This window comes from Rhodoferax sp. GT1R46, assembly GCF_056521285.1.
The window spans coordinates 245628-258008 of sequence record NZ_JBWMBC010000004.1; the positions used below are offsets into that span (position 1 = coordinate 245628).

Genomic DNA, 12381 nt, shown 5'->3' on the forward strand with positions numbered 1-12381 from the left:
AGCTATGAATTCAATAGCACCATCGCGGCTGAAGTTTCTGCACGGCTACCCTGAGGAGACGCTCGCGCAAGTTCAGGAGATGGTGGACGGCGGCCGCATTGGGGCTTGGTTGCTGAAGAAGTACCCGCAAGGCCATGCCGTCCGCACCGACCGGTCTCTGTACGACTATGTGCAGTCACGCAAACAGGAGCACCTGCGGGGTGCCGAGCCCTTGGCGAAGATCGCCTTTGACAGCAAGCTGCAAATCGTGCAGCACGCGCTGGGCACGCACACCACGGTGTCGCGGGTGCAGGGCTCCAAACTCAAGTCCAAGCGCGAGATCCGCATTGCCAGCCTGTTCAAGGATGCGCCGCTGGAGTTTCTGAACATGATCGTGGTGCACGAACTTGCCCACCTGCGCGAGCGCGGTCACGACAAGGCGTTCTACCAGCTCTGCACCTACATGGAACCCCACTACCACCAGCTGGAGTTTGAACTGCGGGTGTACCTGACCCATCTGGACGCCAGCGGTGTGCGTTTGTGGGGGCAGGACCCCGCCGCCTGAACCCGACCAACGACTTTGGGCTGCAACCCGCACAGGGGTTGACGCATATCAAACCGCCGCGTCAAAGCGCCCCCAAAATGATCCCACTTCAAGGAGCAAGAAGTGGGTCGTCCAGCCAAAATCAGAAAAGATCCTGCCGATTGGTCGGTATTACCGAATCTGCTCGACTACCCCACCACGGTGGCGCATTTTTCCTGGGATGCGGCCCGAAGCGAGTTGACGGGTCTGCCCGGCGGTGGATTGAACATTGCCCATGAGGCGGTAGACCGCCATGCCCAAGGTCCCCGCGCGGACCATGTGGCCTTCCGTTTTCTGGGCGTACAGGGCCAGCGCGACCTGAGTTACCGCGAAGTCTCCCGCCTGACCAACCGTTTTGCCAATGTGCTGAAGGCGCTGGGCGTCACCCGCGGCGAACGGGTGTTTGTGCTGACCGGCCGCATTCCGGAGTTGTACACGGCCGTGCTGGGCAGCTTCAAGAATGGCTGCGTGGTTTCACCCCTGTTTTCGGCGTTCGGGCCCGAGCCACTGGCCACACGTCTGAAGCTCGGAGAGGGCGCGGTGCTGGTCACCACGGATATTTTGTATGCGCGCAAGGTGGCAAAAATACGCGATCAGTTACCAGCCCTGCGCCACGTGCTGTTAGTGGTCGACGAATGCGAGACTACCGCCCTACCCGGTACCCACGACCTGGCCAGCCTGATGGCGCAGGCGTCGGACGCATTTGAAATCGTCGCCACACAAGCCGAAGACCCCGCCCTGCTGCACTTCACCAGCGGCACCACCGGCACGCCAAAGGGCGCCATGCACGTGCACGGTGCCGTGGTGACCCATTGGGCCACCGGCCGCTATGCGCTGGACCTGCATCCAGACGATGTGTTCTGGTGCACTGCCGACCCGGGCTGGGTCACCGGTACATCCTACGGCATCATCGCGCCGCTGCTGCACGGCGTGACGTCCATCATTGACGAGGCCGAGTTTGATGCCGAGCGCTGGTGGCGCATCCTGTACGAGCAGCAGGTCAGCGTCTGGTACACCGCGCCCACCGCCATCCGCATGCTGATGAAGGCGGGGGCCGAGTTGGCACAGCGTCATACCTATCCCACACTGCGCTTCATCGCCAGTGTGGGCGAGCCGCTGAACCCGGAGGCCGTGTGGTGGGGCCAGGACGTGCTGGGGCTGCCGATTCACGACAACTGGTGGCAGACGGAGACCGGCGGCATCATGGTCTCCAACCTGCTGGCCCTGGACATCAAGCCGGGGTCCATGGGCGTGCCGCTGCCGGGCGTAGAGGCCGCCATCGTGCGCCAACTGACCGATGGCACGGTGGAGGTGCTGAACGAGCCCGGCGTGGAAGGCGAACTGGCACTCAAGCGAGGTTGGCCCTCCATGCTGCGCGGCTACCTGAACAACGAAGAACGCTACAAAAAATGCTTTTCCGGCGACTGGTATCTGACGGGCGATCTGGCCCGACGTGACGCCGATGGTTACTACTGGTTTGTCGGCCGCATGGACGATGTCATCAAGTCAGCCGGACACCTGATTGGCCCTTTCGAAGTGGAGAGCGCGCTGATGGAACACCCGGCCGTTGCCGAGGCGGGCGTCATCGGCAAGCCCGACGCCATGGTGGGTGAAGTAGTCAAAGCCTTTGTTTCCCTGAAAGCCGGTTATGAGCCCAACGAAGCCCTGCGAATGGAACTGCTGGGGCATGCACGCAAGAAGCTGGGCGCAGCCGTGGCCCCCAAGGAGATTGCCTTTTTGCCCACACTGCCGCGCACGCGCAGCGGCAAGATCATGCGCCGCCTGCTCAAGGCGCGCGAATTGGGCTTACCCGAGGGTGACACCTCCACACTGGAGGCCGGAGCATGAATCCCAAGACAAAGACCCAGATCAAAGAGACCCAAGTGGCGTCGCTGAAGATGCTGGCAGACATGCTGCGCATCCGACACATGGAAGAAAAGTGCGCTGAAGTCTATGGCGCCGGCAAGATTCGCGGGTTTTTGCACCTCTACATCGGCGAGGAAGCTTGTCCCGTGGGCGCATTGAGCGCGCTGGCTGCAGAAGACAACGTACTCGCCACTTACCGCGAACACGCGCACGCCCTCATGCGCGGCGTGCCCATGCGCGCCATCATGGCCGAAATGTACGGCAAGGCGGCAGGCTGCTGCCGCGGCCACGGCGGATCCATGCATTTGTTTGATGCAGGCCGGCGCTTTTATGGCGGTAATGCCATCGTGGGCGGGGGCTTGCCGCTGTCCGTGGGCCTGGCACTGGCCGACAAGATGCAAGGCATCCAGCGTGTGACAGCGTGTTTTTTTGGCGAGGGCGCGATGGCCGAAGGTGCCTTCCATGAGTCCATTAATCTGGCTGCACTGTGGCAGCTTCCCGTACTGTTTTGCTGCGAGAACAACCTGTACGCCATGGGCACGGCGCTGGCGCGCTCCGAATCGCAAACCGACCTGTGCGCCAAGGCGGCAAGCTACAAGGTTCCAGCCGTCAAGGTGGACGGCATGGACGTGCGCGCAGTGCACGAAACCACCCTGCAGGCCGCGCAGAAGGTGCGCGCCAATGGCGGCCCGGCATTCGTGGAATACGCCACCTACCGTTACCGTGCCCACTCCATGTTTGACCCCGACCTGTACCGCGACAAGGCTGAAATAGCGCAATGGAAACAGCGGGGGCCCATCCACAGCTTCACCACCCAACTCAAGGCTGCAGGCCAATTGACCGAAGCCGATTTCCTGGTCCTTGACGCACGTGCCGAGGCGGAAGTAGCCGATGCCGTGGCCTTTGCGGAAGCCGCCGACTTGGAGCCGGCGTCCGAGTTGTTACGCGATGTCTGCACCCCGGCGGAGGCGTTATGAAAATCACCTACCGCGAGGCCTTGCGACTGGCGCTGCATGAGGCCATGACGGCCGATCCGCGCGTCTTCCTGATGGGCGAAGACGTGGGCAGCTATGGTGGCAGCTACGCCGTATCCAAGGGTTTGCTGGATGCGTTCGGTCCTGAGCGCATACGAGACACCCCCCTGTCGGAATTGGGCTTTGTCGGCGCAGGCGTGGGCGCTGCATTGGGCGGCATGCGGCCGATTGTGGAAGTGATGACGGTGAACTTCAGCCTGCTGGCGCTGGATGCAATTGTCAACACCGCAGCAACCCTGCGCCACATGTCGGGCGGACAATTCTCGGTGCCACTGGTGGTGCGCATGGCCACCGGCGCCGGTCGCCAGCTGGCGGCCCAGCATTCGCACAGTCTGGAAAACTCGTACGCGCATGTACCCGGCATTCGCGTGCTGGCACCCGCAACGGTGGCCGACGCGCGGGGCATGCTGGGCCCCGCTCTGGCCGACCCGGACCCGGTGATTATTTTTGAGCATGCCCAGCTGTACAACATGGAGGATGCGTTGCCCTCCGACTGGCATTGCGACATTACCCATGCCGCCGTCCGGCGCCCCGGTACACAGCTGACCCTGATCACCTATGGCGGGAGTTTGCCCAAGGCACTGCAGGCGGCGCAAGAGTTATCTGGCGAAGGCATTGAGGTGGAGGTGATTGACCTGCGCGTGCTGCGGCCGCTGGACACCGACACCATCAACCGATCGGTGCGCAAGACACAACACGCGGTCATCGTCGATGAAGGCTGGAAGACCGGCAGCCTTGCGGCAGAAATCATGGCGCAGATTATGGAAAATTGCTTCTTTGAGCTGGACGCGCCCGTGGCCCGCGTCTGCAGCGAAGAGGTGCCCATCCCCTACGCCAAACATCTGGAGGAAGCCGCATTGCCCCAGGTTCCAAGAATTGTGGCCGCGATCAAGGAGGTGCTCCATGTTTGAGTTCAAACTGCCTTCTTTGGGTGCCGACATGGACGAGGGCACGCTGGTGGAGTGGAAGGTGAAGCCGGGCGAGGCCGTGCACAAGGGGCAGGTGGTAGCCGTTGTTGACACCTCCAAAGCCGCAATCGACATTGAAATATGGCAGGACGGAACGCTGCAGAACGTGTTGGTGGAACCTGGTACCAAGGTGCCGGTGGGTGCGGTACTGGCAATGCTGCTGACACCCGGCGAAAGCCCAACGGCACCTGCCGCCAAAGTGGAGCCATCCGCGGCGCCCGCACGCCAGCGGGTGTCCCCTGCTGCACGCAAAAAGGCACAGGCCTTGGGCGTCGACTTGGCCGCGCTCAAGGGCAGCGGACCGGAAGGCGCGGTCACGCTGGCAGACATTGAACCTGGGGCGGCGGCATCCGCCGTGGCTCCCGCACTGGCAGACAACCGTCCGTCGGACATGCGCCAGGCCATTGCTGCGGCCATGAGCCGGTCCAACCGCGAAATTCCACATTACTATCTGCTGGAAACCATCTCTCTGGAGCGCGCATGGCAGTGGCTGGAGCATGAGAACACCGGCCGTCCCATCACCGAGCGGCTGTTGATGGCCGTACTGCAACTCAAGGCTGTTGCGCTGACCCTGAAGAAGTACCCGGAATTCAATGGCGTGTACCAGGATGGCCAGTTCAAACCCGCAACCCATGCGCACATCGGCGTCGCCATTGCCCTGCGACAAGGCGGCCTGATTGCCCCGGCGCTGCACGACGTGGACAGCAAGCCGCTGGGCCAGTTGATGCCCGAGCTGGCCGATCTCGTCAAACGGTGTCGAGCGGGTTCGTTGCGCAGTTCGGAAATGTCGGATGCCTGCATCACGGTTACCAACCTGGGGGATCAGGGCGTGGAAGCGGTGATGGGCGTCATCTATCCGCCACAGGTGGCCTTGGTCGGCTTTGGCAAGGTGGCCAAACGACCCTGGGTGGACGCAAGCGGAGGGCTCTGCGTGGTGCCCACGGTCACTGCAAGTCTGGCCGCTGACCACCGGGTTTCAGATGGCCACCGCGGCGCCCTCTTTCTGGCGGAGCTGCGTGAATGCCTTCAGCAACCCCAGGACCTGTAGAACCGCATCGCTGCGCCAAAACCACCGGAGAGCCCATCCATGAATGCGTCAGAACTGCGAAGCACCGTGATTGAGATATTGCAATCCATCGCGCCTGAACTGGATGAGGCCTTGTTGCGCGACAACCGACCGCTGCGCCTGCAGGTTGATCTGGATTCGATGGACTGGCTCAACTTCCTGATTGGCCTGAGTCAGCGGCTGAAAGTGGCCATTGCCGAGTCGGACTACGGGCAACTCGTCACGCTCAACGACGTGCTGGCCTACCTGCAGGCGAGACTGCCGAAGGGCCACGCAGGGGCTTGAGCAAGTCCGACAAGCCGTTGTGATCAATCTCGTGCATCAGGGCCAGCAAACGACCCAGTTCGGTCTTGGGAAAACCTTCGCGCGCAAACCAGTTGAGGTAGTCGCCCGGCAAATCGGCAATCAGGCGCCCCTGGTATTTTCCGAACGGCATGGTGCGGGTGACAAGCAGTTGCAGGTTCTCGGGGTTCATGCCCGATTATCTCCAAACCTTTCAGGCCTGAAGGGTCATGGGTTTGCGAAAGATTGCCTTCGGTCGCTGTGCCACAATGACCATCAGATCAACCGCGCACCAGGAATTTAGACATGTCCCGTCAAAGTGTTTGGGCGACCAAGGTTGCAGCCCTCGTGCAGGGCGGCAACAGCCAGGCGGCTTTGGCACAAATCAAGGTGGCGCCCACCGTCAAAGACCTGCAACAATTGCGCGAAATGCTGAGCGCCGGCAAGCTGCTGGCACGCCACCCCAATGTGGACTCGGCAACGCGCGACCAGATCGTGGCGCTGTCGTCACCGCGTCTGCACCGTTCCCCCTGATTTCCCTTTTTTCGTCCATGGCAAGGACGGAACCGGCCACTCCAACCAGGAGGTTTTCTTGATGTTTCGCAGCGTTGCCATGGTCTGGGTATCGGTTTGCAGTGTGTTGGCCTGTGCACAAAGTCCAGCAGACGTTTCTTCCCGGGCTTCGCCCCTGCGGGTCATCCTTCAGTTCAACACGCCGGGGCCCTATAGTGACACCGCTTTTCTGAACGAGCTGCAAACCCGGTCTCACGCGCAGGTGCGCTACATCGCTGCAGTGTCCGGCGACACCCACGTCTACAGCGTTCAACCGGATGCAGGGCAAAACCAGACCGTCGTTTTGCAGCGACTGGGTCGCATGCCCATCGTCATACACGTGGAAGTGGACCAAAAGGCCACGGCGCAATAGGTAGTGCCCAGCATGTCTTGCCGAAAAACACTCTCTGCAGTGGCGCTGATGCTGGCGACAACCAGTGTATCGCTAGTCGCTTCCGCCCAGATCATGATGCAGGCTGAGGCACAGCGCATGGGCCAAAGCCGCTCACCGGGACGGGCATTTCCCGGATCCCCAACGCCAGCTGCGGCCACACCCGTCCGAATGAGTCGGCTGATCATCAAATTCAAGGATGACGCCGCTGCGGGAGTCGGCACCCGAGTCAGCCCCCAGGCCACCTTGTCGGGACACGAGCGCATTGCCGCACTCAACGCAAGCGGCAAACTGGCCTACCTCAAGTCCGTCACCCGCCAAACCCATATAGCGCTGACCCGCCATCCCCTCACCCGCGCGGAAATGGTGTCCCTCACCCGACAACTGGCGCAAGACCCACGTGTGGAATACGCAGAGGTGGACGAGAAAGCCTATCCGCACGTTGCCATCAACGACCCCTTGTACAACACCGCCACCATGTGGAACCTTCAGGCCCCAGGCCTGTACGCGGGTGGCGCCAACCTGACCAATGCCTGGAATCGGATGGTCGGAGGAACCCCTGTCAGCGGTGCTGGCGCGGTGATTGCGGTGCTGGACACGGGCTACCTGCCCCATGCCGATTTGATCGCCAACGTCGTTTCGGGATACGACTTTGTCACCGACCCCGCTGACCATGACCCGGTTCCGGGGCGAGACGGAGATGCAAGAGACCCCGGCAACTGGAATGCCGACGCAACCATTGCCGACTGCCCAGTACAGGACTCAACATGGCACGGCACCCGCGTGGCAGGCATTGTCAGCGCTACTGCGAACAACAACACCGGCATTATTGGCGCGGCCTACGGTGCAAAGGTTTTGCCAGTGCGCGTGCTGGGCGCGTGCGGCGGCTATATATCCGACATTGCAGCTGGTATGTACTGGGCGGCGGGGCTGCACGTCGACGGCGTTCCTGACAACACCGCCCACATCGCCAAGGTGATCAACCTGAGTCTGGGTGCCAGTGGAGCATGCTCGAGCACGTTTCAAAGTGCCGTCACGGCCGTGCGAGGCGCCGGTAGCGTGGTCGTAGCATCCACCGGCAATGATGGATCCCCGGACACCATTACCCAGCCCGCCAACTGTGCTGGCGTCATTGCAGTCACCGCCCATACATCGACTGGCGAGAGCCCTTCTTACGCCAACGTTGGCCCGGGCACCACCCTCAGCGCTCCGGGTGGAATCAGCTACCCAATCGGCCCCACAGACGGCAATGCGATCTTCGCCACTGCCAACACGGGCACGACTGTCCCTGTTGCGGATGCGTACTCCTATGGCAGCGGTACCAGTTTCGCAGCGCCGCACGTAGCGGCTGTAGCGGCCTTGTTGTTCCAGACCAAACCCACTATCACCCCCGACGAGTTGCAATCGCGCCTGGCCAGTTCGGCACGGGCATTTCCGACGGGAATCTATTCCTATTGCAGTGGCAAGACCACGTGTGGCGCAGGCCTGCTCGATGCGGATGCAGCCATCGCGCTGGTACAGGCGGACACGGCGCCTTACACGCAGGCATCCGCGAACAGGCCCAATCCGGTGGCGCGAGGTATCTCAGTGCAGCTGACCGGAGTAGCAACGCCAGGCGCCGGGAGCAGTGTGGGCACGACCATTTCAAGCGTAGCCTGGACACAAATTGCGGGCCCTGCGGTAGTCATCACAGGCGGCAACACCACGGTTGCGTCCTTCACCACACCGGCCATCGCAACGGCTTCAGACCTTCTGGTCTTCCGTTTCAGGGCAACCAGTGCGGACCCCGTGAGCCTGGTCACCATGGCATCGGACAGTCTGGTCTTTGTTACTCTGGCGCCTTTCACTGCGCCGCCACCGTCCACTGGCGGTGGTGGGGGCGGCGCCCTGCAATGGGGCGAGTTGCTGGCCCTGCTAACCCTTTGCTCCCCTGTTTGGTTCATGCGCAGACAGTCGGGAACGACGCCACGCCAACGCCAATAGCACGGCAACAGCCCCGCCTGCTGCGCCAGCCTGGTGTGCCGGGTGGTAGGTTGTGAAGCCCAGCCAGCTGACCGCCGAAGAATCTTCGGAGACGCTTTGCACCATCAGCTTGGCGATTAAACCCGCCAACAACACGACGGCCCCAAGACGCAAGAGCTGGCTCCGCTCTCCCACTGGGTGACGCTCCGCCAGTAAAAGCGCAACCACGTTGCCAGCGAAAAAGCCGTGCAAAGCACCCGATGCCCCAGCGTAGTAACTGCATGTGGAATCCAGCGCCACAACCAGCGCCACACCGACGTAGCCACCCACCAACGCCACGAGCTGGATACGCGCATCGACCAGTCGCTCGAACGTAACCAGCATGAGCGCCATGGCAACAGCGTTCACGGCCGCATGGAGAAAATTGAAGTGAACCCACTGCGAGGTGACCAATTGCCACCACGCTCCGGCTGCAAATGTGCTGCGAGCAAACTGCCAGCCTCCGGTTGCGTCTGACGCGAACTGGGAACAGAGGGTTAAAAATGCGAATCCCAGCGACCACCGCCCTGCCGATCCCGCCAACGTGTGGCGAGGGGGCATATCAGGCGATCCAGTCCAGCGCGTGCATGTAGGCGGGCTGAACCATCAGGTCATCCCATTCCACAGCAGGGGTTTGGGGCAGCAACGCCCGGCGCCGCGCTTCGCTGGCCGGGTCTGCTTGCCACTGGCCCTTCACCTCGGCCTCGGTCAGGCCGTCGATGAGTTCATCCAGCGCCTGTCCGCCGCCGTCATTGTTAGCGGTGGACTGGTTGCACAACAGCACCATGTCGCAACCCGCGTTGAGCGCAGCCACAGCCGCCTGCGTATAACTGACCTCGTGGCCGTCAATCAAGCGGGCACCAGCCATCGACAGATCGTCACTGAAGATGGCTCCGCCAAAGCCCATCTGGCCTCTGAGAATGTCACCCAGCCATTTGCTGGAGAAACCTGCCGGACGGGCATCCACCTTGGGGTAAATCACATGGGCGGGCATGACGCTACCCATGGCCGTGTTGAGCCAGCGGTACGGTGCCGCATCGTCGGCCAGAATGGCTTTGAGGCTGCGATTGTCCACGGGAATGTCGGTGTGCGAGTCGGCCTTCACAAAACCGTGACCCGGAAAGTGCTTGCCACAGTTGCCCATGCCGCTGATCTGCAAGCCGTGCATCAGGCTTTTGGCCAGCAGGCTCACCACGCGCGGATCGCGGGCAAAAGCGCGGTCGCCAATGACACTGCTCTCGCCATAATCCAGATCCAGCACCGGTGTGAAGCTCAGGTCTACTCCACAGGCGCGTAGCTCGGCGCCCAGTACATAGCCGCAGGCAGTGGCGGCGTTGGTGGCATCCATCGGGCCCGCCTTCTGGTTCACCTGTTTGCCCGTTGCAGGCTCAGCCATCCACATCTCGCCCAGCGCCCGCATCGGTGGCAGGTGCGTGAAGCCGTCGGTCTTGAAGCGCTGCACCCGCCCGCCTTCATGGTCCACGCAAATCAGCAGATCCGGGCGGACTTTCTTGATGTCGCGGCACAACGCCGTGAGTTGGGCACGGTCCTGCCAGTTGCGCGCGAACAGAATCAGGCCGCCCACCAGGGGATGCTTGAGGCGCTGACGGTCAATTTTGGTCAGGGCAAGGCCAGCGATATCGATGATGAGCGGAGCGTGAAAGGTCATGGTGATGAGGTTCTCAGATATTTTTGCTATGAATTCAATAGCTACCTGCGCATATTCTACGGGGGCTAATGACCGTTTTAATCTAAAGTTTCCACCACGCAGAAGCTGGCGGCGTAATCCGTCTCGTCCGTCACACTGATGTGCACTTTGAGCTTGCGCTGCGAGAACCAGTCTTTGAGGACACCGTGCAGCACCACCACCGGCTGCCCTGCTTGGGGGTGACCCTTGGGTTGGTTGGCAATTTCGCACAGCCGCCAGGTCATTGGCATGCGCATGCCAATGCCAATAGCTTTGCTGAAGGCTTCTTTGGCGCTGAAGCGGGTGGCCAGGTAGCGCTCGCCGCGCTCGGGCCAGCGTGCGCCTCTGGCCTTCCAGACGGCCAGTTCGCTCTCGCACAACACCTTGGCCGCAAAACGCTCACCGTGGCGCGCCAAACTGGCGCGGACGCGGCGCACGTCGCAAATGTCGGTGCCGATGCCGTAAATCACGGTGCTAGGCAGTCCAGATACGCCTGCACAGTGGCCGCGTAACCCAACTCCAGCGCGTCAGCAATCAGGGCATGACCAATGGACACCTCTTGCACCCCTGGCACCTGTTGCACAAAGGCGGCCAGATTGTCACGATTCAGATCATGTCCGGCGTTAATACCCAGGCCCGCATCCAGTGCCGCCTGCGCGGCCCGCGCAAAGCGCTGCAACTGCGCATCTTGCTCAGCCGTGCCCCACGCTGCCGCATACGGCTCGGTATAAAGCTCAACCCGGTCGGCACCCACCGCCTTGGCCGCAGACATGGCCGCCGGGTCAGCGTCCATGAACAGGCTCACGCGCAGGCCCAAGGCATGGGCCTCTGCAATCCGCGGCTGCAGGCCCGCGGCGTCTTGCGGAAACATCCAGCCATGGTCGCTGGTGAACTGGCCTTCGGAGTCGGGAACAAAGGTCACCTGGTGCACCGGTAGCTGACGCTCCCGCAGGTCGCGCACGCAATCCATCAGGTTGTGATGCGGGTTGCCTTCGACGTTGAATTCGCGGTCTGGCCAGTCCTTGAGCAGTGCCGCCAGCTCGCGTACATCGTCGGCCCGAATGTGCCGGGCATCCGGGCGCGGGTGCACCGTAATTCCGCCTGCGCCGGCCTGCAGACACAAGGTGGCTGCGCGCGTGACGCTGGGAATGCCCAGGTGGCGGGTGTTGCGCACCAAAGCCACCTTGTTGAGGTTGACGGAGAGAGATATTTTCATAGCGATTGGATGTCCAGCATCATCTGCCGGGTTCGCAGGGTTTTGACACCGCAATGGTAGTGCAACAAGGTGCGCAGCTGGGGTTTGAGTTCGCTCATCACCGCCGCACAGGCGCGCAGCGTGGTGGTGAAGGGTGTGCGATCCTCCAGCGCAGCCTGCAGGCTGGTCCACTGTGCACCGCTGAGGCTGGCACGGTCGTCCGCATGGGCCTGGCGCAGCCCACCCTCAGGCACCAGGCTGTAACGGTCATCCGGGCGGAGTGCGCCCAATGTCATGGTTTGCACGTCAAGCTGGGGGAGCAGGCCAATTTCGCGCAGCAGCAGCAACTCGTAAGTGCGCAGCGTGGCTTGCAAGGCTTCGCCGTGCTCGCTGGCCAAAACCTGCACCACATTGGCATACACATCAAACAGTCCAGGGTGCGGATCGTCACGCGCCAACAGGGTCAGCAGCAATTCGTTGAGGTACAGACCGGAAAGCAATGCATCGCCCGTGGGCATGACATGGCCGCCCTGCCATTCAGCGCTTTTGAGTGTGCGGATTTCTGCATCGCCGCCAAAAGCCACATGCAGCATCTGCAAGGGCAATAAAACCGGGCGAAAACTGGAGCTGGGTCGTTTGGCACCTTTGGCCACCAGGGCGATACGGCCGTGGTGGCGGGTGAAAACTTCCAGAATCAGGCTGGACTCGCTCCAGTCATATCGGTGCAGGACGTACGCGGGCTCGTCAGAGATGCGTTTGGTGGCCACTACTCAAGGG

General features: G+C 62.0%; 15 protein-coding genes. 9 read left to right on the top strand and 6 right to left on the bottom strand.

Translation table 11 applies throughout. The features are described from left to right. Nucleotides 1–4: 4 nt before the first annotated feature. The 6 genes from AC097W_RS11635 to AC097W_RS11660 all read left to right on the top strand — a co-directional run bounded on the left by AC097W_RS11635 (nucleotide 5) and on the right by AC097W_RS11660 (nucleotide 5781). The gene (locus tag AC097W_RS11635) at nucleotides 5–544 is read left to right on the top strand and encodes a YgjP-like metallopeptidase domain-containing protein (RefSeq protein ID WP_479602720.1); all 540 of its coding nucleotides are present in this window, start codon (nucleotides 5–7) and stop codon (nucleotides 542–544) included. Nucleotides 545–646: 102 nt separating this feature from the next. Beyond that, nucleotides 647–2410 (top strand): acetate--CoA ligase, encoded by a 1764-nt coding sequence (gene acsA, locus AC097W_RS11640; protein WP_479602721.1) that lies wholly within the window; start codon nucleotides 647–649, stop codon nucleotides 2408–2410. Further along, nucleotides 2407–3405, top strand: a complete 999-nt coding sequence (pdhA, locus tag AC097W_RS11645; protein ID WP_479602722.1) for a pyruvate dehydrogenase (acetyl-transferring) E1 component subunit alpha — start codon at nucleotides 2407–2409, stop codon at nucleotides 3403–3405. Before acsA ends, pdhA begins: the two co-directional genes overlap by 4 nt. Continuing rightward, on the top strand, nucleotides 3402–4373 hold the full coding sequence (locus AC097W_RS11650) for an alpha-ketoacid dehydrogenase subunit beta (protein ID WP_479602723.1): 972 nt from the start codon (nucleotides 3402–3404) through the stop codon (nucleotides 4371–4373). Before pdhA ends, AC097W_RS11650 begins: the two co-directional genes overlap by 4 nt. Continuing rightward, nucleotides 4366–5478: a dihydrolipoamide acetyltransferase family protein gene (locus AC097W_RS11655; RefSeq protein ID WP_479602724.1), complete on the top strand. Its 1113-nt coding sequence runs from the start codon at nucleotides 4366–4368 to the stop codon at nucleotides 5476–5478. Before AC097W_RS11650 ends, AC097W_RS11655 begins: the two co-directional genes overlap by 8 nt. A 39-nt stretch (nucleotides 5479–5517) precedes the next feature. Beyond that, nucleotides 5518–5781, top strand: coding sequence for an acyl carrier protein (locus tag AC097W_RS11660; protein ID WP_479602725.1), 264 nt, complete (start codon nucleotides 5518–5520; stop codon nucleotides 5779–5781). Here the strand turns inward: AC097W_RS11660 and AC097W_RS11665 are convergent. Next, on the bottom strand, nucleotides 5723–5971 hold the full coding sequence (locus AC097W_RS11665; protein WP_479602726.1) for a DUF3820 family protein: 249 nt from the start codon (nucleotides 5969–5971) through the stop codon (nucleotides 5723–5725). The two genes, AC097W_RS11660 and AC097W_RS11665, sit on opposite strands and share 59 nt — an antisense overlap. Nucleotides 5972–6084: 113 nt before the next feature. Between AC097W_RS11665 and AC097W_RS11670 the strand changes: the two genes are divergently transcribed. The 3 genes from AC097W_RS11670 to AC097W_RS11680 are packed head-to-tail and all read left to right on the top strand — an operon-like array spanning nucleotide 6085 to nucleotide 8704. Next, entirely contained in the window at nucleotides 6085–6312 is a 228-nt protein-coding gene (locus tag AC097W_RS11670; RefSeq protein ID WP_479602727.1) for a hypothetical protein, read from the top strand. Between the two features lie 58 nt (nucleotides 6313–6370). Then, complete coding sequence (locus AC097W_RS11675) at nucleotides 6371–6703, top strand: hypothetical protein (RefSeq protein WP_479602728.1); 333 nt, start codon at nucleotides 6371–6373, stop codon at nucleotides 6701–6703. A 12-nt stretch (nucleotides 6704–6715) separates the two neighbouring features. After that, nucleotides 6716–8704 carry a S8 family serine peptidase gene (locus AC097W_RS11680; RefSeq protein WP_479602729.1) on the top strand — a complete coding sequence of 663 codons (1989 nt, stop codon included), beginning with the start codon at nucleotides 6716–6718 and terminating at the stop codon, nucleotides 8702–8704. Here the strand turns inward: AC097W_RS11680 and rrtA are convergent. From rrtA to recO, 5 genes are all read right to left on the bottom strand, one after another. Then, nucleotides 8636–9283 carry a rhombosortase gene (rrtA, locus tag AC097W_RS11685; protein ID WP_479602730.1) on the bottom strand — a complete coding sequence of 216 codons (648 nt, stop codon included), beginning with the start codon at nucleotides 9281–9283 and terminating at the stop codon, nucleotides 8636–8638. The two genes, AC097W_RS11680 and rrtA, sit on opposite strands and share 69 nt — an antisense overlap. Nucleotide 9284: 1 nt before the next feature. After that, nucleotides 9285–10391 carry a beta-N-acetylhexosaminidase gene (nagZ, locus tag AC097W_RS11690; protein ID WP_479602731.1) on the bottom strand — a complete coding sequence of 369 codons (1107 nt, stop codon included), beginning with the start codon at nucleotides 10389–10391 and terminating at the stop codon, nucleotides 9285–9287. Between the two features lie 77 nt (nucleotides 10392–10468). Beyond that, nucleotides 10469–10879 (bottom strand): holo-ACP synthase, encoded by a 411-nt coding sequence (acpS, locus tag AC097W_RS11695; RefSeq protein ID WP_479602732.1) that lies wholly within the window; start codon nucleotides 10877–10879, stop codon nucleotides 10469–10471. Continuing rightward, nucleotides 10876–11625: a pyridoxine 5'-phosphate synthase gene (locus AC097W_RS11700; RefSeq protein WP_479602733.1), complete on the bottom strand. Its 750-nt coding sequence runs from the start codon at nucleotides 11623–11625 to the stop codon at nucleotides 10876–10878. Before AC097W_RS11700 ends, acpS begins: the two co-directional genes overlap by 4 nt. Further along, on the bottom strand, nucleotides 11622–12371 hold the full coding sequence (gene recO / locus AC097W_RS11705) for a DNA repair protein RecO (RefSeq protein WP_479602734.1): 750 nt from the start codon (nucleotides 12369–12371) through the stop codon (nucleotides 11622–11624). Before recO ends, AC097W_RS11700 begins: the two co-directional genes overlap by 4 nt. Between the last annotated feature and the right edge of the window lie 10 nt (nucleotides 12372–12381).

Coding starts and splice junctions, on each gene's coding strand:
- AC097W_RS11635 (WP_479602720.1), top strand. CDS start 5: ATGAATTCAATAGCACCATCGCGGCTGAAGTTTCTGCACGGCTACCCT.
- pdhA (WP_479602722.1), top strand. CDS start 2,407: ATGAATCCCAAGACAAAGACCCAGATCAAAGAGACCCAAGTGGCGTCG.
- AC097W_RS11650 (WP_479602723.1), top strand. CDS start 3,402: ATGAAAATCACCTACCGCGAGGCCTTGCGACTGGCGCTGCATGAGGCC.
- AC097W_RS11655 (WP_479602724.1), top strand. CDS start 4,366: ATGTTTGAGTTCAAACTGCCTTCTTTGGGTGCCGACATGGACGAGGGC.
- AC097W_RS11660 (WP_479602725.1), top strand. CDS start 5,518: ATGAATGCGTCAGAACTGCGAAGCACCGTGATTGAGATATTGCAATCC.
- AC097W_RS11665 (WP_479602726.1), bottom strand. CDS start 5,971: ATGAACCCCGAGAACCTGCAACTGCTTGTCACCCGCACCATGCCGTTC.
- AC097W_RS11670 (WP_479602727.1), top strand. CDS start 6,085: ATGTCCCGTCAAAGTGTTTGGGCGACCAAGGTTGCAGCCCTCGTGCAG.
- AC097W_RS11680 (WP_479602729.1), top strand. CDS start 6,716: ATGTCTTGCCGAAAAACACTCTCTGCAGTGGCGCTGATGCTGGCGACA.
- rrtA (WP_479602730.1), bottom strand. CDS start 9,283: ATGCCCCCTCGCCACACGTTGGCGGGATCGGCAGGGCGGTGGTCGCTG.
- nagZ (WP_479602731.1), bottom strand. CDS start 10,391: ATGACCTTTCACGCTCCGCTCATCATCGATATCGCTGGCCTTGCCCTG.
- AC097W_RS11700 (WP_479602733.1), bottom strand. CDS start 11,625: ATGAAAATATCTCTCTCCGTCAACCTCAACAAGGTGGCTTTGGTGCGC.